This is a genomic window from Pseudomonas sp. NPDC088368, from assembly GCF_044753445.1.
Taxonomy (GTDB): domain Bacteria; phylum Pseudomonadota; class Gammaproteobacteria; order Pseudomonadales; family Pseudomonadaceae; genus Aquipseudomonas; species Aquipseudomonas bambusae.
Genome location: NZ_JBIVNG010000002.1, coordinates 103358 through 122577, shown reverse-complemented (window position 1 = coordinate 122577; position 19220 = coordinate 103358). Strand labels below are relative to the sequence as shown.

The window sequence follows — 19220 nt, the reverse complement described above, 5'->3', positions numbered from 1 at the left end:
ACATCGATCACTGGACCCACGCTTCAGCCCCTACTCCTCTCCCCAATCATCTCGTAAAGCTGCTGAGCCGCCGCCGACAGCACCCGCCCCCGTCGACGAATCAAGCCGATGGTGCGGCTGACCACCGGCTCCACCAGCGGCACGCTCACCAATATCGGGTGGTCATCGGCGGGCATGGCCAGGCGTGGCACGGCGGCGATGCCGACGCCTGCTTCGACCAGGCTCACGACGCTCATGACGTGGCGCACTTCGCAGAATGAGCGCGGCAGGTCCGGGGCGTCGGCCAGGGCCAGGTCCAGCAGCAGGCGGTTGCCGCTCGCTTTGGCCACGCTCATGTAGTCGTACGCGTTGAGCTCGGTCCACGTCACGGCTGGCCGTTTCGCCAAAGGATGATCGCGGCGGCAGGCGACGACGAAGGCTTCTTTGAGCACGGGCTGGAAGTCGATGTTGGCCTCCTGAACGCCAATGTAGTTCAGGCCGAAGTCCACTTCGTTGCGCACCACGCTGGAGAGCACGTCGCTGGCGCCTTCGTCCATCACGCGGATGACGATCCGCGGGTAACGTTCGTGAAATTCGCGCAGCACTTGCGGCAGAAAATAGCGCACCACCGAAGGCACGCAGGCCACGCTGACTTCGCCGCTCATGCGTCCCGCGACGTCGCCCAGCCCGATCAACGACTCGTCGAGGCTGTTGAGAATGTCACGGGCCTTGCGGGCGAAGTCACGACCGAAGGCCGTAAGGTCGACGCGCCGGGTCGTGCGTTCCAGCAGGCGCACGCCCATTTTCGCTTCGAGCTTGGAGATCCGTCTCGACAGTGCTGGCTGTGACAGGTGCAGGTCCAGCGCAGCGGCGCTGAACGTTCCGAGCTCCGCGACCGCAACGAAAGCGCGGAGGTCGCTCATTTCCAGATTCATGTGTGGCATGCATAGATCCATCAGATTGTTGCAATTCAAATGCTACCACTGCTGCGCCATGATCGCCGGGTGCTGCTCGGCACGTGCAACCAGACAATCATAAATAGAAGGAGCGCACCCTCATGACCACGATCAATCGCCGCGGACTGCTCAAGGCAGGAGCCATCGCCTCTGTCGCCGCCGCCACGCCCGGCCTGTCCTTCTCCGCTCTCGCGCAAGGGGAAAAAATGAAACCTGCCGACCCCGCTCCTGCCCCAGAACCAGTGACCCATATCCTGGCGCGCTATTTGGTGAACGCCCGCTACGAAGACCTGCCCGCCAATGTGCGAAAGGAAGGCACGCGCACCCTGCTCAACTGGGTCGGCGTGGCCGTTGGCGGTTCGCACCATGAAACGGTGGAGCGGGCGCTGTCGGCGCTCAAACCTTTTTCCGGACCGCCACAAGCCGGTTTGCTGGGGCGATCGGAACGTCTGGACATCATGAACACGGCCTTTCTAAATGGGGTCGCCAGCCACATTTTCGACTTCGATGACACGCACCTGAAAACCATCATTCACCCGGCAGGACCGGTGGTGTCGGCGATTCTGGCGTTGTCGGAGTACCACCCGGTGTCTGGCAAGGATTTCCTCAACGCCGTGGTGCTGGGCGTGGAGACCGAATGCCGCATCGGCAACGCCGTGTACCCCAATCACTACGACGTTGGCTGGCACATCACCGGGACCGCCGGTGTGTTCGGCGCGGCTGCGGCGGCGGGCAAGATTCTGGGGCTGAATGAACAGCAAATGGTCTGGGCCTTGGGCCTGGCGGCCTCGCAACCGGTGGGGCTGCGCGAATCGTTCGGCTCGATGAACAAGAGCTTCAACCCCGGCCGTGCGGCCAGTAACGGCCTGTTTGCAGCGCTGCTGGCCGCGAAGGACTACACCAGTTCCGACGGCATGATCGAGGCCAAGCGCGGCTGGGCCAACACCATCAGCACCAAGCAGGATTACCGCGAGATCACCGAAGGCCTCGGGACCCGCTACGAGGCGGCGTTGAACACCTACAAGCCCTTCGCCTGCGGGATCGTGATTCACCCGGCACTGGACGCGGCGATTCAACTGCGCAATCAGAACAAGCTGACCGACGACCAGATCGCCCGCATCGACCTCAAGGTGCACCCGCTGGTGATCGAACTCACCGGCAAGAAAACGCCGAAGATCGGGCTGGAAGGCAAGTTCAGCATTTACCACTCGGTGGCCGTGGCGATCATCGAAGGCGCGGCAGGGGAACGTCAGTACAGCGACCGCGCCGTCAACGATCCCAAGGTCATCGCCCTGCGCGACAAGGTGACGGCCACCATCGATCCGGCGATCAAGCCCGAGCAGGTGGACATGACCATCACCCTCAAGGACGGCCGCACGCTGCACAAATTCATCGAACACGCCATCGGCAGCCTGGAAGTGCCGATGACCGATCAGCAACTGGAGGCCAAATTCACCGACCTGGCGAAAGGCATCCTGCCTGATGCCCAGATCCGCAAGCTCATCGAAACGTGCTGGTCGGTAGAAAAACTGGCAAGCGCGGCGGAGATCGCCAAAACGGCAGTGGTCTAGCGGCTCGCCAGTTAGCCACCTGTAGGAGCGAATTCATTCGCGAAAATCGGCCAGGCGACCGAGTTGCGTGGGATGTCCCGACACTTCGTCGGAATGCCGCCCAGAATGAATTCGCTCCCACAGTGACTGGCGGCATGCCGAAGTCCTGCGAATGGACGCTGCTCTGTAGCCGACCCGTTTCGACTGGGCAATAATGCACGACGTTTTTCCGCGCCCACCCAGAAGGAATTTTCGTGTCGTCGAACGGTTCAACCCCTGCGTTGCTTGAGGTCAGGAAACTGAGCCGTCTGGATCAAAGCGGCACGACGCAACTGCTGAAACCCACTGATTTTTCCCTGATGCCTGGTGCGCAGGTCGCGATCACCGGGGCGTCCGGTTCGGGCAAGAGCGTGTTCCTGCGCACCCTGGCGTCGCTCGATGCGCCGTCCACGGGCGAGATTCTGTGGCAGCAACACCCGCTCTCCAATGACACGATTCCGCACTTCCGCACATGCGTGGCGTACGTGGCGCAACGCCCGGCGTTGATCGAGGGTTCGGTGCTGGACAATCTGCAGTTCCCGTTCACCCTGAACGCCCTGCGCACGCGCACGTTCAACTTGGCTCACACCACTGAATTGCTGGTGAAAGCCGGTAAGGACACCCTTTTTCTGAGCAAGCCTGCCGGGGATTTGTCCGGTGGCGAATCGCAGATCGTCGCGCTGATCCGCACCCTGCAACTGGCGCCGCAGGTCATGCTGTTCGATGAACCCACTTCCGCACTCGACCCGGCCTCGGCGGCCGCAGTCGAGTCGTTGGTGCTGCATTGGTTCGAGGAAGGTGCGGGGACGCGGGCCTACATCTGGGTGTCCCATGACCCCGAGCAGGCGCGTCGAATGAGCACTCAACACCTGACGATGAATCAAGGCGTGTTGCGATCGGGAGACGACGCATGAATTACCAGAACCTGTCGTATGTGGACCTGGCCATCGCGGCCACGCTGATCCTGATCAACGGCGTGTTGTCGCTGGTGCTCAAGCTCGGGTTGGGGCGCCAGTTGTTGTGGGCGTCGGTGCGCACGGTGGTGCAGTTGCTGGCGGTGGGTTATCTGCTGGGCTGGGTATTCGCCCACGCCGAATGGTACGTGGTGCTGCCGTTGATGTGCCTGATGACGCTGGTGGCCGGGGTGTCGGCGGCGGGCCGGGGCAAGCGCACGTACGCCGGGCAGTTGATGGACAGCGTGGCTTCGGTGTGGAGCAGCTCGTGGCTGGTGGCGGCCATCGGCCTGTTCGTGATCATCCGCATTCGGCCGTGGTACGAGCCGCAGTACGCGATTCCGATTCTCGGGATGATTCTGGGCAACACGCTGACGGCGGTGTCGCTGGGCATCGAACGCATGACTCAGGAACTGACCTCCGGTCGCAACACCATCGAGATGATCCTGGCGCTGGGTGGCACGCGCTGGGAAGCCGCTCAGGGCGCGGCGCGGCAAGCAGTTCGTGCGGGGATGATGCCGACGCTCAACCAGATGTCGGTGGTGGGGATCGTCAGCCTGCCGGGGATGATGACCGGTCAGGTGCTGGCCGGTGAAAACCCGGTGGATGCGGTGCGTTACCAGATCATGATCATGTTTCTGATTGCGGCGGGATCGGCGTTGGGCACCGTGTGCGCGGTGCTGCTGACGTTCCGGCGGCTGTTCACGCCGGACCATCGTTTCAGGGCTCATCGGCTGGTCGTCCGGCGCTGAAACCGGTGGTAGCCGGTTTGTTGCGGGCCGGCGCCGCCAGAGAACACGCCAAGTCACGAGACCGTCATAAAGCAGTATTATTCTGCCATCACCTCGCGGCAGGAAATACATGCAGTGGTCCGCCGATCGTTCTCCTCCCTCAGTTTCCTCCAACGCCTGCTGATGACGCTCTGCGCCGCGACGCTGGTGTTTCTCTGGGCGCTCTATGGCCAACAGAAAGCCACCTCGCGCCACGAAGCGCTCGCCGCCAAATCAGCGGAACACCTCAATCTGGCCACCATCGCAGCCGAAAACCTGCGCCAGCTGGTTGACCGGGCACAGGCCATTGGCCGGGTGACGCGAGGTGATATGGACGACCTCGGCCAACGCCACCAAGGGCTGGTCCGCATGTTGGCCGAAGACCCGGTGTTCAAGCGCATGAGCCTGTACAGCAGCGACGGTACGCTGCTGTCCGCCAGCCATTTCGATGAGCTCCGTCAACTGCCGCCGGAATGGCTGAGCCAAATGCAGCAGCATGCCGAGCACTACGGGCACAAGGCCCTGTTGCCGAGCGCGCCTGCCACCCAGACCCATACGCTGCTGCCGAGCTGGCGCCTGCCCTTCCTGCTGCCACTGGTGGATTCAGCGACCGGCAAGATGGACAGCATTCTGGTGGTGCAACTGGACGTCGGCTACCTCGCCGCCCTCTTCGAACACATCGACCTCGGTCAGAGCGGCATGATGCGCCTGCTCGACAACGACGGCCACGAACGCCTGCGCATCAGCAGCAGCGGCGTGATGGTGTCGGGTGTCCCTATGATCCCGGAGCTGTCTTCCGGCAACGAGGTGACGGGGATGCTGACGCAAATGTCCCGGGACACTCCGTACCAGAGCATGTACCTGCGCGTGCCGCAACGGGGCTTCAGCGTCGTGGTGAGCCAGGCTGACGACGAAATCCTCGCTTCGTCCCGTCGGACCTATGAACGCCAGTTGTGGCTGAACCTCTGCATGACCCTGCTGATTCTCGGCAGCCTGATCTGGACCCTGCGGGTGTTGCGCAAGCGCCAAGAGGCGTTTAACGCGCTGGAACAGGCGCAACAGGTCAATCAAGAGTTGATCGATCGCCTGGAAGACGAGCATCGGCGCAGCAGCCACGCTGCCGCCACCGACCATCTGAGCGGCCTGCACAATCGCCGTCAATTTCTGGAAGTCGCGGCCCGCACGCTGTTCAGCCAACGGGGCAAGCGGCGTCTGATGGCGATTCTGTTCATCGACATGGACCGCTTCAAATCGATCAACGATTCCCTGGGCCACAAGGTCGGCGACATGCTGCTGCAAGCCGTGGCCGGGCGCATCAGCCGCATGTTGGAACCCGACGACGAAGCGGCGCGCTTTGGCGGTGACGAGTTCGTCGTGCTGCTGGCCGGTGAACGCACTGAAGAACAGATCGACAGCTGGGTGCGGGGTTTGGTGCAAAAGCTCTCGGCGATCTATTCCCTCGGCGATCACGAAGTCACCACCAGTCCCAGCGTCGGCGTCAGCATTTGCCCGCGGGACGGCCAGGACGTCGAAGACCTGATTCGCAGCGCCGACGCCGCCATGTATTCGGCCAAGCGTGCGGGCCGCGGCCAGTATCGCTTCTTCGACCCGTCCCTGAACGTCGCCGACGTTGAAGAGTTCATGCTCGAACAGGCTTTCGGCAATGCCCTGAGCGAGCGGCAATTCGTGCTGCACTACCAACCACAGATTCGCCTCGACACCATGATTGTCGACGGCTACGAGGCATTGGTGCGCTGGGAACACCCCGAATTCGGATTGTTGTACCCGGACCGCTTCATCTCCCTCGCCGAACGCAGTGGCTTCATCATCGCGCTGGGTTGGGAAGTGCTGCGGCTGGCCTGCGAAACCCTCGAACAGTGGCTCAAGGAAGGCCGTCAGTTGCGCCTGGCGGTCAACGTCTCCGCCATTCAATTGCATCAGGCCGATTTCAGCGACCGGGTGTTGGCCAAACTGGCGCGACACGGCATCCCTGCGCAATGGCTGGAACTGGAAATCACCGAGACCACGCTGCTCGATCAGGAAGGCCGCGCGGTGGAGCACCTGCAGCGTCTGCGCGAAGCGGGGATGCACATCAGCCTCGACGATTTCGGCAAGGGCTATGCCGGTTTCGCTCACTTGCAAGCGCTGCCGCTGACCAAGCTGAAAATCGATCGCACGCTCATCGCGCCACTGTCCAACAGCCCGGACGACAGCCCCATCGTGTCGTCCACCATCATCCTCGCCAAGCGCCTGGGGCTGACGGTGGTGGCCGAGGGCGTGGAAACCCGCGAACAGGTGGTGTGCCTGAAAATCGCCGGGTGCGACGTGGCGCAGGGTTACCACTTCAGCCGCCCATTGGCAGCGGCACAACTGGCCGAATACCCGCCCTTCATTCACTCGGCTCCAACGGACGCGACTCACAGGGATGCGACGGAAAACACATGCACGCAGTGAAATGCCTTAGCGCTGTTTTGGCAGGCCTGATGTTCAACGTCTGCGTGGCCGCGCCTGCTCCGACGGCGCCCTCTCCGGCACCGCCCTTTTCGACCGCGCAGTGCACCCAACACAGCCTGCGCATCGCGGTGATTCCGAAAAAGAGCATGGACGAACTGCTCCAGGAACAGAAACCGCTGATCGAACGGCTGAGCAGTGCCACCGGCATTCCTGTGGAAATCGTGCCTTCTTCGTCCTACGAGAGCGTGGTCGATGCCATCGTCTCGGGCGGCGTCGACATCGCCTGGCTGGGCCCTGCGTCCTACATGCTCGCGTACCAGCGTGACCCGCGCATCGAACCCTTTGCCAGCCTGACCATCAACAACGGCTTCTTCACCCCGGCCGGTCATCATTATCAGGCCCTGCTGCTGGCCCGCAGCGATGTCGCCAGCAGCCTCGACGCCTTGCGCGGCAAACGCGTGGTCCTGACCGACCCCGCCAGCACCTCCGGGAGCCTGGTGCCGAACACTGAATTCTCCCGATTGACCGGGATTCCGCTGGCGCAGTTCTTCGGCTCCATTGCCTATTCGGGTTCTCACGACAAGTCATTGGACGCCCTGATCAACCGCAAGGCCGACGCGGCGTTCGTGTCCAGCGTGCGCGCCGATGAATACCTCATCAATGGCCTGATCCAGCGCGACACCTTCAAGGTGCTGTGGCGTTCGGAACCGATCTACTACGACCCTTTCGTGTTCAGCGGCAGTGTCTGCCCCCCGCTGAAGGAAAAGATTCGCGCCGCGATGCTGAACGATCAGCAAGGGCTGGCAGGGTTTCTGGCATCACAGAAAGCCTCCGGCATTGCGCCGGTGAGCCACGCCGAATACGCGCCGTTGCTGCGCATGATGCAGGCCGAACCGATCCCGAAATGAGCGGTTAAAACGGGCCGTCCAGCGTCGCCTGATACAGCGCCCGATAAGCGCTCACCAGTTGCTCCTGCGAGAACGCCAGGTTGCGGCCGCTGGGATTGGGCAATACCCAGACGATTGCCCCGCCGAACGTGTCCGCCTGACGCCCCCACGGAATGTCCTTGCGGCCCGACAGCGCTGAATACGCGGCCTTGCCGAGAAAGGCGACGAAGCGTGGCGCGTACAGCCTGATCTTCTGTTCGAAGGCCACGGCGGCCAGATCGAACTCCTGCCGCGACAACTGATCGGCCCGCGCCGTGGGACGGTCCACCACCGCCGTGAGACCACAGCGGTGCTGCAAAATCGTCCGATCATCTTCGGGTCGCAGCAACTCCGGCGTGAAACCCGCCAACTGCAACGTGCGCCAGAAACGATTGCCCCGCCCCGCGAAATGATGCCCTTGGGCTGCCGCAAGCAGGCCCGGATTGATGCCGCAGAAAATCACCGAGAGGTGCTCGGCGAGGATGTCTTGCAGGGAATGGGGCAACGTAAACCTCGTACTCAGTGCAGCAGTCACGACGGACGGCGCCTGATTGTGGGACGGAGCACTGCGTTTGGGAACCTCGATGAAGATTGCGTCAGGAATCACCGCGGCAGCTGATCGATCACTGCGATTGCGCGCATAATGCGCCCGCCACGTTTCCACGATGAGGGTCTCTGAGATGTCAGTCGTTCATAAAGCGGCTCAAGTGGGGTTTTCGACGCAAGCGGGGGCCTACACTCAGGGCCGACCGGATTATCCGGATGAACTGAGCAACTGGCTCAGGCGCACGGTGGGGATCGAGGCGCAGGCCTCGGTGGTCGACCTCGGTGCAGGTACCGGCAAGTTCACGCGATTGTTGGCCCCCCTGACCGACCACCTCACCGCCGTCGAGCCGGTCCAGGCGATGCGTCGGGAGTTCGCCAAGGGCCTGCCCGACACGAACATCGTTTCCGGCACGGCCGATGCCCTGCCCTTCACAGATGGCGCCGTTGACGCGGTGGTCTGCGCCCAGGCCTTTCACTGGTTCGCCAATGACGCGGTGCTCGCCGAGATTCACCGGGTGCTGAAACCGGAGGGTCGTCTGGGATTGATCTGGAACGTGCGCGACGAGTCCGTGGACTGGGTCGCCGAGATCACCCGCATCATCACGCCGTACGAAGGCGATACCCCGCGCTTTCACACGGGCCAATGGCGCCAGCCCTTCAGGGGCCCGCACTTCGCCCACCCCGAACTCACCTGTTTCAACTACAGCCACTCCGGCCCTGCGGAAACGGTGATCATGAACCGTTTTCTGTCCGTCAGCTTCATCGCCGCGCTGCCCGAAGCAGAGAAAGCCGTGGTCACCGAACAGCTGCGGGAGCTGATCAAAACCCATCCCGCCCTGCGCGGCCGCGACAGCATCGACTTTCCCTACCAGACCCAGGCCTACGTGTGCCGACGGCTGGATTGATCAAAGGTAATCCTCGTGAAGATCATTCGCAGTAAAGCGTTCACCGGCGACCGCGCCTGGGCAGCACTGGACATCGCCAACATGAACGGCATCACCACCCGCCTGCACTGGACTGACCGGCCGTACAAATGGCACGTCAACGACGGTCAGGAAGTCTTCGCCGTGCTGGACGGTCGCGTGGAGATGCACTTCAAGGCAGACGGCGTCGAGCAGTCGACGATTCTGGAAACCGGCGACGTGTTCTACGCCTCGGTCGGCACCGCCCACGTCGCCCACCCACTGGGAGTGGCGCGGATTCTAGTGGTGGAAAGCGAAGGGAGCGTTTAGTCCTCGGATCTGGCAAGAAACACTGCAAATCTGTCACATGCGCAATCCGGTGGGCACCTACAGTCGTCAGCCAACGGTGGGGCGACGTCCCGCCCCTGCCCACAGGAGACGACCATGTCCAGATTCGATGAATACGTGTTCAGTGCACAGCCGGGTTTCGATGAGCCGGTCATGCGCGAGGCGTTCGCCAAAGCCGTTCCGCTCAACACCGTGGTGATCTATTGTTACGACCCACGGGTGCGGGACATTCCCGAAGCGATCGCCCGGCATTTTGGTGAGGTCTATCCCGGCGAGGTGATTCGCGATCAGGACGGTAGCAGCGTCGGTTCGACCACCACGCTGGCCACGGTGTCGGTGGCGGCGGGACGTGCCGTCGATGGTTTGCGCTCGATCACGGTGGCCGAATACCTGTTCGGCATTCGCAACATAGTGGTGGTGCATCACTCCAACTGCGGTGCGACCTCGTTCTCCAAAGACGGCTTCGTCCGCAACTTCAATCATGAGCACAGCGCCGATATTTCAGCGTGCTACGACCACGGCAGCGTCGCCATCGTCGATTATGAACAGTCGCTGGCGTACGACACCGCCATGGTCCGCACCCATCCCGGCACACCCGAGAACGTCAACATCTTCGGTCTGTTCTACAACACCGACACCGGCGAGCTGACCGAAGTCGTTCGCGACCTGCGGACAGACTGACGGCGAAGTCAGGCCTCTGCCGTCGCGAGTCTGGGTGACGGCGCGAAACGCTGCGCGTACTCTTTCGGCGTCACCCCCAACCGTCGAACGAACGCCTTGCGCAACACATCGACGCTGTTGTACCCGCAGCGGCGGGCGATTTCTTCCATGGAGCGCCCGCCCATCTCGAACGCACGGCACGCGGCTTCAAGACGGACGTCTTCGACGTATTTCGCCGGGGTGGTGTTCAGGCCTTTCTGAAACTGGCGAATCAACGTACGAACGCTGGTGGACATGCGGTCGGCGAGCATCTCCACGGTCAGTTCGGTGTGCAAATGCTCGCTGATCCACACGCACAGTTCTTCCAGCCCCGAACCCGCAGTGCGTTGGGATTGCAGGGTGACGCTGAACTGCGCCTGCCCGCCGGGACGGCGCAGAAACAGCACCAGGTTGCGGGCGACCTCCATGGCAATCGCGTCGCCAAGGTCCTCGCTGACCAGTGCCAACGCCAGATCGATCCCTGCCGAGATCCCCGCCGAGGTGTAGACGTGTCCGTCCTTGATCCAGATCGGGTCCGGGTCGACGTTGACCTTGGGATAACGCTCCGTCAGCTCCCGCGCCACGCCCCAATGCGTGGTCGCCCGCCGGCCGTCCAGCACCCCCGCCGCGGCCAACGCGAACGCCGCCACGCAGATCGAGCACAGTCGGCGCACGTCCGTTGACCGCTGCTGAATCCATGTCAGCGCGGGCTGATCCAGATGGCCAAGCGTCTTCCAGCCGGTCGTGACGATCAGGGTGTCAATCGGCAGGTCATCCAGCCGTTCCTGTTCCAGCGTCTTGTGGGCCAGAAGGCCAATGCCGGTGCCGCTTTGCATCTGCACATCAGCGCTCGACGAGATCAGTTCCAGCCGATAAGGGGGCGCGTCGGCAGCGAACAAGCTGTTGGTGAAACTGAAAACCTCAGCCGGTCCGATCACGTCCAGCGCGTCCACCGGGGGCAACGACAGAATGACGACCCGTTTCTGCGGCGTATGCAAGGCCCGGGTCTGGCGGCGGGTAGGGGTGGTCACGGGACGTCTCCGGTTGAATGGATGAAGAACACGATCTTGGCACGAATCGACTGAAAACAGTCAATTCTGACGATGGCAGAACCCTAGACTCAGCGGCAGACCCACTTCTCAGGTAAGCGCCATGACTTCTCCCATCACCCTCGGTGGCATCATTGCCCCGGATACCGACCTGACTCGCGAAGCCAGCGCGCTGGTCGAGCGGGTGCATTCCAAGGCCCTGCTCAACCACGTCCACCGCTCTTGGTGGTTCGCCGATTTTCTCGGCCAACAGCGTGGCCTGAAATACGACCGCGAAGTCGTTTACTTGGCCGCCCTGATGCACGACCTCGGGCTGACCGAAGCCTTCGCGGCCGACCAGCGTTTCGAAGTGGATGGGGCGGATGCCGCCAGCCGTTTCCTGCTCGACAACGGCTATGCAGAGGCCAAGGCGCAACTGGTCTGGGACGCTATCGCCCTGCACTCCAGCGCCGGGATCGCCGACCGTAAACAACCGGAAATTGCCCTGATCTACATGGGGGCCCACGTCGACGTCATGGGCCTGTTCATCGACGAAATCACCCCGTCGCTGATCGACGACACCCTGGCGCTGTACCCGCGCCTGGGCATGAAGGCGGCGTTCACCCAGGCCGTCGCTGAAGTCGCGCGGAAGAAACCGCACACGGCCATCGGCACCGGGCTCGCGGACGTGGGAAGACGGCACATCCACGGCTTCGATTGCCCGAACGTGTGCGACCTGATCGACAACGCGCCGTTCGACAGCTAAGCGGAGGTGTCCATGATTTCTGACTGGCTTTGCGGGGTGCTCGCCCGACGCGGGATTCATTATGGCTGGGCAATGGTCGCGGTGACGTTTCTGACGGCCCTGATCACGGCGGCCTCGGTGGGCGCGCCGGGAATTTTCATCGTGCCCATGCAAATGGAATTTGGTTGGAACACGCTGGAAATCTCATCGGCGTTGTCGATTCGCTTCGTGCTGTTTGGCCTGATGGCGCCGTTTGCCGCTGCGCTGATGAACCGCTACGGCCTGCGCACCGTCACGATCACCGCGATTCTGGTGATCATGGTCGCGCTGCTGCTGTCGCTGAGCATGACCAAGGTCTGGCAACTGGTGGCGCTGTGGGGCGTCGCGGTCGGCATCGGCGCAGGAATGACCGCGCTGACCCTGGGCGCGACGGTTGCCTCACGCTGGTTCAGCCACCGGCGAGGGCTGGTGATCGGCGTGCTCACCGCCAGCACGGCCACCGGGCAACTGATCTTCATGCCAATTCTGGCGAATATCACCGATCACTACGGTTGGCGCTGGGCATTGATGTTGATGTCCGTGATGCTCGCGGTCGCGGGTTTAGCCGTGCTGATGATCATGCGCGATCGCCCAGGCGACATGGGCCTGCGCCCGTATGGCGACACCGGCGACGTTGCGCTTGCCACGCCACCTGTCAGTGCGGCGTCGATCTTCGCCGCGTCTTTGAACACCTTGCGTGACGCCGCGAAGACCCGGGTCTTCTGGATTCTGTTCAGCACCTTTTTTATCTGCGGCGCCACCACCAACGGTCTGGTGCAAGTCCACCTGATACCGATGTGTGGCGATTACGGCATTTCACAGGTCAAGGCAGCCGGGTTGCTGGCGGCGATGGGGGTGTTCGACCTGATCGGCACGGTGGCGTCTGGCTGGCTGTCGGACCGGTTTGATAATCGTCGGCTGCTGTTCTGGTACTACGGGTTGCGAGGGCTGTCGCTGATCGCACTGCCCTTCACCGACTTCTCGATCTTCGGCTTGTCGGTGTTCGCCGTGTTTTACGGCCTCGACTGGATCGCCACCGTGCCGCCCACTGTCCGCCTGGCGGCCTCCCGATTCGGCGCCGAACGCGCCGGGCTGGTGTTCGGGTGGATCTTCGCCGGGCACCAGATCGGCGCCGCCGTTGCGGCATTTGGCGCAGGCTGGTCGCGCACAGCGCTGTTGAGTTATCTGCCCTCGTTTTTCACCGGCGGCGTGTTGTGCCTGATCGCGGCAGTGACCATCCTGTCGGTGCGGGAGCAGAAAGCGATGCCCAAGGCCGTGACGAGCTGATGGCGGCGTGAAGGCTGCTTGAAGACTCAGCGCAGCCCCGCGGCAAACGCCTCCAGTTGCGTGATCACTGCGTTCCAGCCGTCGAAGAAGCCGAGCTGTTTGTGCTGCTCGCACGTGTCTTCGTCGGGGTGCATGACGTGGGCGGTGTAGCGGGTGCCGCCACCTTCATCGCTCATCGTCACGATGGCGGTGAACCCCAGCCAGGGCGTGGCCGGGCGCCAATCGGCGGTGAGCATGGAGGTGAACACCAGCCGCGACTGTGGCACCACTTCCAGAAAGCTGCCGGGGTTGCCGCTGCTGGCACCGTCCGGCCCGGTCATCAGCGTATGAAAGGCACCGCCGGGTCGTAGATCGAACGCCTTGACCTCGGTGACCCACGGTTTGGGGCACCACCATTCTTTCAGCAGATCGGGGTCGGACCACGCACGCCAGAGCGCGGTGCGGGGGACGTTGAGCACGCGGGAAATGATCAGGTCGTGAGGGTGGGTGTTTTCAGATGTATTGAGCGACATGGCGGGCATCCTCTTTTTAGGGTTGTCGGGTTTCCCGAGGGGATCGCACGGGATTAACAGCCTAGCAGGCGGCAGTGAGTCTGCGCCGTGAGCCCGGCCTGCCACCGCTTTCGCGGCCGTCGTAACCTCCGGCTGCTCCCACAGGTTTCGCGTCGTTACGCGGGTCCTCGCTTCAACGCCATTTCCTGTGGGAGACGCCGGAGGTTACGACGGCAGCGACAGCGACCTATCGGCCGCCGACCGTGCCTGGCCTACAACCGAAACGATTGCTGCATCGCCTGTGCCAGCAGGTCCACGGCTTCATCCCCGTGTGAAGCCGCGCTGCGCACGAACACAATGTCGTGATCGGGAATGACCGGCAGGCCGTCGAGGATTTGCATCTGTTCGGTGACCTTGCCGCGATCAATCAGACTGACAGCCATGCCGGCTTCCACACAGGCCTTGACCGCTTGATTGGAAGGGCTTTCGAGGACGATGCGTGAGCAGCGACCCGAGGCTTTAAGCGACTCCGTCATGGCTTCGCGGTAAGGGCATTGCAGCGCGTGAACGGCCAAGGGCAGCGGATCGTTGAGCGCCACTGTCGTGCTCGTCGGGCCGACCCAGACAGGCGTGGTCGACATCAGCACTTGGGTGTCGGGGCCGATGTCGCCTTTGCGCTGCGCCACGACGGCCGTCTGCAACTTGCCGCGCTGGACCAGTTCTCTCAGCGCATAGCTCGGCCCGGTTTTCAGTTCCAGCACCACATTCGGCCAGGCGGCGGCGAAGGTCGGCAGGATGTCGCGGATGACATGGGTCGCGTATTCGTCCGGCACCCCCAGCGTAATGCGCCCGGCGAGGTCAGTGCCGTGCAGGTCGGCCAGCGCCTGATCGTGGGTGCGCAGCAACTCGGCGGTCGAAATCAGCAGCCGCTTGCCCAGCACGGTCAGCGAAATGGACTGGTTATCGCGGTTCAGCAACCGGCCGCCCGCCACCTGCTCCAGACGCTGAATGTGAACGCTCACCGCGGCCGGGCTTTTATGCAGCTGCTCGGCCGCCGCGCTGAATTTTCCGATGCGCACCACCGCATGAAAGGTGCGCAACAGGTCGATGTCGAGAATGGCTGTCATGGTTCAATCCTGATGAACAACTGCTGCATGATCTTTTGATTTATTAGACTACGCCCTTTCCGTAGTCTGTGGAAATGAGCCAGCCAATTCCGCTTCAACACGACCAACCGACGCGCCGCCACTGGCGTCAGACCCTGCCACTGCCCTTGCTTGAAGCAGGGCTGCTGCTGACCTGGAGTTCCGGCTTCATCGGCGCACGCTTTTCCATTGATTACGCCCCGGCGCTGCTGGTGGTGTTCTGGCGCTGCGTCGTCGTATGCCTCCTGCTGCTGCCGTTCGTCTTCCGCGCCCTGCTCAAGACGCCGGTTTCCGTTTTGTTGACCAACGCCGGGATCGGGCTGCTGGCCATGGCGGGTTATCTGACGGGAGTGACTCAAGGCATCGCGATCGGGGTGCCCGCCGGGCTGGCCGCGTTGTGCGCTGATTTGCTGCCGCTGGGCATGGCATTGCTGGCAGCGCTGGCGTTGGGCGAGCGCTTGGCACGGCAGGTCTGGCTGGGGCTGATCGTCGGGCTGGTCGGAGTGTTGTGGGTGACCCATGGCGCGCTGGTGCTGGGGGATGCGCCGCTCTGGGCCTACGGCTTGCCGGTGGCGGGCATGTTCTCCCTCGCCGTGGCGACCTTGTGGCAAAAACACGCCACCACGTCGCAGTCGATCGGTCTGCTGCCCAACCTGTGGTTGCAGTGTTTCGTGTCGAGCTTCGCCTTCGCCGCCATCGAGGGCAGTCAAGGCAGCCTGGCGCCGATCCCTACCTCGGGCTTCGTCCTGAGCGTGGTATGGACCGTCGGCCTGTCGACCCTCGGCGGCTACGGGCTGTACTGGATTTGCCTGCGTCGGACCACCGCGACCCGGGTCGCCAGCGTGCTGTACCTCAGCCCGCCGATCACCCTGCTCTGGGCATGGGCAATGTTCGACGAACCGTTGTCCTGGCAGATGGCGTCGGGCATGGCGATTTCCGCAGTGGGCATCTGGCTGGTGGTGCGCGCCGAGGCTCGGCAGGCGGAGAAAGCGAAAGACTCCGCGAGGCCCTCCCCCGGCTCGGTTGGCCAAGGCGATGACGTCCTTCACGACAACGCAATCACCGAGAATCGCTGACGTCTACCAAGCGCACGCCTGCGTCAGACGGCCGACAAATGCTCGAAGAGGATGGTCGCGCCCACTGCGATCAGCACCAGACCGCCAACGATCTCGGCACGCTTGCCGACCACCGTGCCCAGCACCCGACCGAGCATCACCCCCAGCGTCACCATCACGGTAGTGGCGATGCCGATGGCCAGTGCCGCGACCATGATGTTCACGTCAACGAACGCCAGGCCCACGCCGACTGCCAAGGCATCGATGCTGGTGGCGAACGCGGTCACGGCAAGGATGAGGAACGAATGCTGGTCAGGCTTCTGCTCGTCTTCTTGGTCGTGTTTGAAGCCGTTGTAGATCATGTGCAGGCCCAACGCGAGCAACAGCACAAAGGCGATCCAGTGGTCCCAGCTCTCGACGAAACGGGTCGCGACCTGACCGATGCCCCAGCCGATGACCGGGGTAATGGCTTCAATGACGCCGAAGATCAGACCGGTGCGCAGCGCTTCGATCAGGCGACGTTTGTGCAGGCTGGAGCCTTTGCCGATGGCCGCTGCGAAAGCGTCCGTGGACATGGCCAGGGCGAGAAAGATGAGGGAAATGGGGCTCACGGTTTACGTCCAGTCACCCCGAGAGTCCCCCCTGCTCGGCCATCAATTCGACAATCCAGTCGATGAATACCCGCAGCTTGAGGCTGATGTGCCGGTTGGGCGCATAGGCCACGTACATAGGCATCACGCTCAACGTCCAGTCCTCGAACAAGGGGATCAGTTCGCCCTGCGCCTGCGATTTTTTCGCCATGTAGACGGGCAACCAGAGTGCGCCCAATCCGGCCAGACCGGCTGTGATGTACGCGTTGCCGTCGTCCACCACCAAGCCGTGGCGGCTCTGCACTTGAACGGCTTCGTCACCCCGTTGCAAGGTCATCGGAAACAGCTTGCCCGTCCGCGCCCAGCGATACCCGACGATGCGGTGGTGCGCCTCTTCCAGCTCCCGGGGGTGGGTGGGCGTGCCGTTGCGTTGCAGATAATCCGGCGCAGCGTAGACACCCAATTGCAGGTCGCCGATATGGCGGGCCATCAACGATTGATCGGTGAGTTCGCCGCCGCGGACCACGCAATCGACGTTTTCGCCGATCAGATCGACCATGCGATCGCTCACGCCCAGGTCGATCTGGATGTCCGGGTAGCGCGCCTGAAACCCGGGCAGCGCCGGGATCAGAATGAACCGCGCAAACGGGCTCGGGACGTCCACCCGCAACCGGCCTCGGGGCACGGTGGCAGCGCCGGACAGGCTGGTCTCGGCGTCGTCCACGTCGGCCAGCACCCGCACCGCACGCTCGTAGTACACCGCGCCATCGGCAGTGACGTTCACCTTGCGCGTGGTGCGGTTGAGCAACTTCACCCGCAGGCGCGCTTCCAGTTGCTGAACGAGCTGTGTAACGGTGGTCTTGCTCATGTGCAACGTCCCGGCAGCTTTGGTGAAACTGCCGGTTTCGACCACACGAACGAACGCCTGCATTGCGTCGAAACGGTCCATGACGACTCCGAAAACGAGAGAGATTGTTTGGGATTACCAAACAGTGCTGAACAAGGTTGCTCGTTTATCGGTGGCGTGCAAGGGCTTTACAGTCACTTCATCGTTAATTACGGGTCATCACTGACCCACCGATGGAGGTTGCACATGACAGTTCGCGACGTTGTTTTCCCACCTGGACGCCAAGCGCTGTATGAGCGCAATCGGTACTCCCCGGCCATCAAGTCCAATGGCTTTCTGTTCGTGTCTGGCCAGGTCGGCAGTCGCGAAGACGGCTCGCCTGAGCCTGAACTGAAGGCGCAGGTGCGCTTGGCTTTTACGAACCTCAACGGGATTTTGAAAGAGGCTGGCATCACCTTCGACGACGTCATCGACGTGACCGTGTTCATCGTCGACCCGCAGAAGCGATTCGAGGAAATCTGGGAAGTCGTGCCCGAATTCTGGGGCGTTGCGCCGCATCCGACCATCACGGCAGTCGGCGTGACGTGGTTGTACGGGTTTGATTTCGAGATCAAGGTGATTGCGAAATTGCCGGAGTGAAACGACGGCATCAATGGCGGTGTGTCAGCGCTGAATGGGGCGCCTCACACACCGCCTTCGCGGCCGTCGCACAGCTCCGGCTGCTCCCACAGGATTTCCTTCGTTCCGCCTGGAGGGGACCGGCGCACCATCGCGGACGTGAGGATGTCCATAAACAAAGGTTCAACACGGTTCCCGTGGGAGACGCCGGAGGGACGACGGCAGCGATGGCGACCTATCTGAGACACCACTGCCACTGACTGACCTCAGCTCACCAAACCCGGCGCAGGCCCCAGCTCCGCACGCAACTTGCTCAACGCTGCATAGGCCTTGTCGCGATACGCCAGCAGTTCGGCGCGTTTTTCCGGGTCGATATCGAGAAAACCGTGCCCGGACTTGAGGCCGTAGTTGCCGCCGTCCACCAGGTCTTGCAAGGCTTTCGGCGCGGCCAGACGATCGCCATAGGTGCCCGACAGCGTTTTGTAGGAAGACGCATAAACGTCCAGCCCGGCCATGTCACCAATCGCGAACGGCCCGAACAGCGCCAGACGGAAACCGAAGGCATTGCTCACCACCAGATCGACCTGTTCCGGCGTCGCCAACCCCTCTTCCACCACCATCACCGCTTCTTTATAGAGCGCGAACTGCAAACGGTTGGCGACGAAGCCCGGGGTGTCCGCGACCCGCGCAGGCACCTTGCCGACCGCGCGAATAAGCGCTTCCAGTGTGTCGACATGACCGGGCAATGTGTGTTCGCTGGCAATCAGCTCGACGCTCGGAATGAACGGCGCCGGGTTCATCCAGTGCACGCCCAGAAAACGCTCCGGGTGAGTGACGAACTTCGCCAGTTCGCCAATCGGAATCGCCGAGGTGTTGGTGCCGATGATGGTGTCCGCTGCGGCCGCCGCCGACACGCGCCCCAGTACATCGCGCTTGACGTCCATCGATTCGAACACCGCCTCGGTCACGTAATCCACGCCCTCGACCGCCTCTTCGATGGAGCCTGCGGCGGTCAGGTTTGCACTCAGCCGTGCATGGGCATCTTCCGGAAACAGCCCGGCTTCGGCGAACGCCTTGCCCTGTTTGAGCAGGCGCTCCAGGTTGTCCTTCGCCACGCTGGCGGACACATCGCCCAAGACCACCTGCGCGCCGCCCAGGGCCAGCACTTGAGCGATACCGCCGCCCATGTAGCCCGAACCGACCACTGCCACTTTCTTGATCGTCATACTGCAACTCCTATTCTTGAATGACAG

General features: G+C 62.7%; 19 protein-coding genes and 1 pseudogene. 12 read left to right on the top strand and 8 right to left on the bottom strand.

Features of this window, described 5'->3' with window-relative positions:
* Positions 1-23: 23 nt before the first annotated feature.
* Positions 24-923 carry a LysR family transcriptional regulator gene (locus tag ACIQAL_RS03990; protein WP_401142682.1) on the bottom strand — a complete coding sequence of 300 codons (900 nt, stop codon included), beginning with the start codon at positions 921-923 and terminating at the stop codon, positions 24-26.
* A gap of 113 nt (positions 924-1036) precedes the next feature.
* Between ACIQAL_RS03990 and ACIQAL_RS03985 the strand changes: the two genes are divergently transcribed.
* The 5 genes from ACIQAL_RS03985 (at position 1037) to ACIQAL_RS03965 (ending at position 7609) form a co-directional block, all read left to right on the top strand.
* A complete protein-coding gene (locus ACIQAL_RS03985) occupies positions 1037-2506 on the top strand; it encodes an MmgE/PrpD family protein (RefSeq protein WP_401142679.1) in 1470 nt (489 codons plus the stop codon).
* 233 nt (positions 2507-2739) lie between these two features.
* Complete coding sequence (locus ACIQAL_RS03980; protein WP_401142676.1) at positions 2740-3438, top strand: ATP-binding cassette domain-containing protein; 699 nt, start codon at positions 2740-2742, stop codon at positions 3436-3438.
* Positions 3435-4229 (top strand): ABC transporter permease, encoded by a 795-nt coding sequence (locus ACIQAL_RS03975; RefSeq protein ID WP_401142673.1) that lies wholly within the window; start codon positions 3435-3437, stop codon positions 4227-4229. The genes ACIQAL_RS03980 and ACIQAL_RS03975 overlap by 4 nt, the downstream gene beginning before the upstream one ends.
* Positions 4230-4343: 114 nt before the next feature.
* Complete coding sequence (locus ACIQAL_RS03970) at positions 4344-6701, top strand: putative bifunctional diguanylate cyclase/phosphodiesterase (protein ID WP_401142671.1); 2358 nt, start codon at positions 4344-4346, stop codon at positions 6699-6701.
* Positions 6689-7609: a phosphate/phosphite/phosphonate ABC transporter substrate-binding protein gene (locus tag ACIQAL_RS03965; RefSeq protein ID WP_401142668.1), complete on the top strand. Its 921-nt coding sequence runs from the start codon at positions 6689-6691 to the stop codon at positions 7607-7609. Before ACIQAL_RS03970 ends, ACIQAL_RS03965 begins: the two co-directional genes overlap by 13 nt.
* 4 nt (positions 7610-7613) lie before the next feature.
* On the opposite strand, the gene mug is transcribed toward ACIQAL_RS03965, so the two are convergent.
* Entirely contained in the window at positions 7614-8162 is a 549-nt protein-coding gene (gene mug / locus ACIQAL_RS03960; protein ID WP_401142666.1) for a G/U mismatch-specific DNA glycosylase, read from the bottom strand.
* 145 nt (positions 8163-8307) lie between these two features.
* On the opposite strand from mug, the gene ACIQAL_RS03955 reads away from it, so the two are divergent.
* The 3 genes from ACIQAL_RS03955 to ACIQAL_RS03945 all read left to right on the top strand — a co-directional run bounded on the left by ACIQAL_RS03955 (position 8308) and on the right by ACIQAL_RS03945 (position 10104).
* Positions 8308-9078 (top strand): class I SAM-dependent methyltransferase, encoded by a 771-nt coding sequence (locus ACIQAL_RS03955; RefSeq protein ID WP_401142664.1) that lies wholly within the window; start codon positions 8308-8310, stop codon positions 9076-9078.
* A 15-nt stretch (positions 9079-9093) separates the two neighbouring features.
* Positions 9094-9405 carry a cupin domain-containing protein gene (locus ACIQAL_RS03950; protein ID WP_401142662.1) on the top strand — a complete coding sequence of 104 codons (312 nt, stop codon included), beginning with the start codon at positions 9094-9096 and terminating at the stop codon, positions 9403-9405.
* A gap of 114 nt (positions 9406-9519) precedes the next feature.
* Positions 9520-10104, top strand: a complete 585-nt coding sequence (locus ACIQAL_RS03945; protein WP_401142659.1) for a carbonic anhydrase — start codon at positions 9520-9522, stop codon at positions 10102-10104.
* A gap of 8 nt (positions 10105-10112) precedes the next feature.
* Here the strand turns inward: ACIQAL_RS03945 and ACIQAL_RS03940 are convergent, their stop codons facing one another.
* On the bottom strand, positions 10113-11153 hold the full coding sequence (locus tag ACIQAL_RS03940; RefSeq protein ID WP_401142657.1) for a GlxA family transcriptional regulator: 1041 nt from the start codon (positions 11151-11153) through the stop codon (positions 10113-10115).
* A gap of 121 nt (positions 11154-11274) precedes the next feature.
* Here ACIQAL_RS03940 and ACIQAL_RS03935 point away from each other — a divergent pair, with 121 nt between their 5' ends.
* The gene (locus tag ACIQAL_RS03935) at positions 11275-11916 is read left to right on the top strand and encodes an HD domain-containing protein (protein ID WP_401142654.1); all 642 of its coding nucleotides are present in this window, start codon (positions 11275-11277) and stop codon (positions 11914-11916) included.
* A 12-nt stretch (positions 11917-11928) separates the two neighbouring features.
* Positions 11929-13221, top strand: coding sequence for an MFS transporter (locus tag ACIQAL_RS03930; protein WP_401142652.1), 1293 nt, complete (start codon positions 11929-11931; stop codon positions 13219-13221).
* Between the two features lie 26 nt (positions 13222-13247).
* Here the strand turns inward: ACIQAL_RS03930 and ACIQAL_RS03925 are convergent, their stop codons facing one another.
* Entirely contained in the window at positions 13248-13733 is a 486-nt protein-coding gene (locus tag ACIQAL_RS03925) for an SRPBCC family protein (RefSeq protein ID WP_401142649.1), read from the bottom strand.
* Between the two features lie 251 nt (positions 13734-13984).
* Entirely contained in the window at positions 13985-14839 is an 855-nt protein-coding gene (locus ACIQAL_RS03920; RefSeq protein WP_401142646.1) for a LysR family transcriptional regulator, read from the bottom strand.
* 146 nt (positions 14840-14985) lie between these two features.
* Here ACIQAL_RS03920 and ACIQAL_RS03915 point away from each other — a divergent pair.
* Positions 14986-15837: pseudogene (locus tag ACIQAL_RS03915) on the top strand (DMT family transporter); the annotation flags it as partial.
* Positions 15838-15956: 119 nt separating this feature from the next.
* Here ACIQAL_RS03915 and mntP read toward each other — a convergent pair.
* Positions 15957-16523, bottom strand: a complete 567-nt coding sequence (gene mntP, locus ACIQAL_RS03910; RefSeq protein WP_401142644.1) for a manganese efflux pump MntP — start codon at positions 16521-16523, stop codon at positions 15957-15959.
* A gap of 13 nt (positions 16524-16536) precedes the next feature.
* Positions 16537-17451: a LysR substrate-binding domain-containing protein gene (locus tag ACIQAL_RS03905; RefSeq protein WP_401142641.1), complete on the bottom strand. Its 915-nt coding sequence runs from the start codon at positions 17449-17451 to the stop codon at positions 16537-16539.
* 144 nt (positions 17452-17595) lie between these two features.
* Here ACIQAL_RS03905 and ACIQAL_RS03900 point away from each other — a divergent pair, with 144 nt between their 5' ends.
* Positions 17596-17988, top strand: a complete 393-nt coding sequence (locus tag ACIQAL_RS03900) for a RidA family protein (RefSeq protein ID WP_401142638.1) — start codon at positions 17596-17598, stop codon at positions 17986-17988.
* A gap of 245 nt (positions 17989-18233) precedes the next feature.
* Here ACIQAL_RS03900 and ACIQAL_RS03895 read toward each other — a convergent pair whose 3' ends face one another.
* Positions 18234-19193 (bottom strand): 3-hydroxyacyl-CoA dehydrogenase family protein, encoded by a 960-nt coding sequence (locus ACIQAL_RS03895; RefSeq protein WP_401142635.1) that lies wholly within the window; start codon positions 19191-19193, stop codon positions 18234-18236.
* Between the last annotated feature and the right edge of the window lie 27 nt (positions 19194-19220).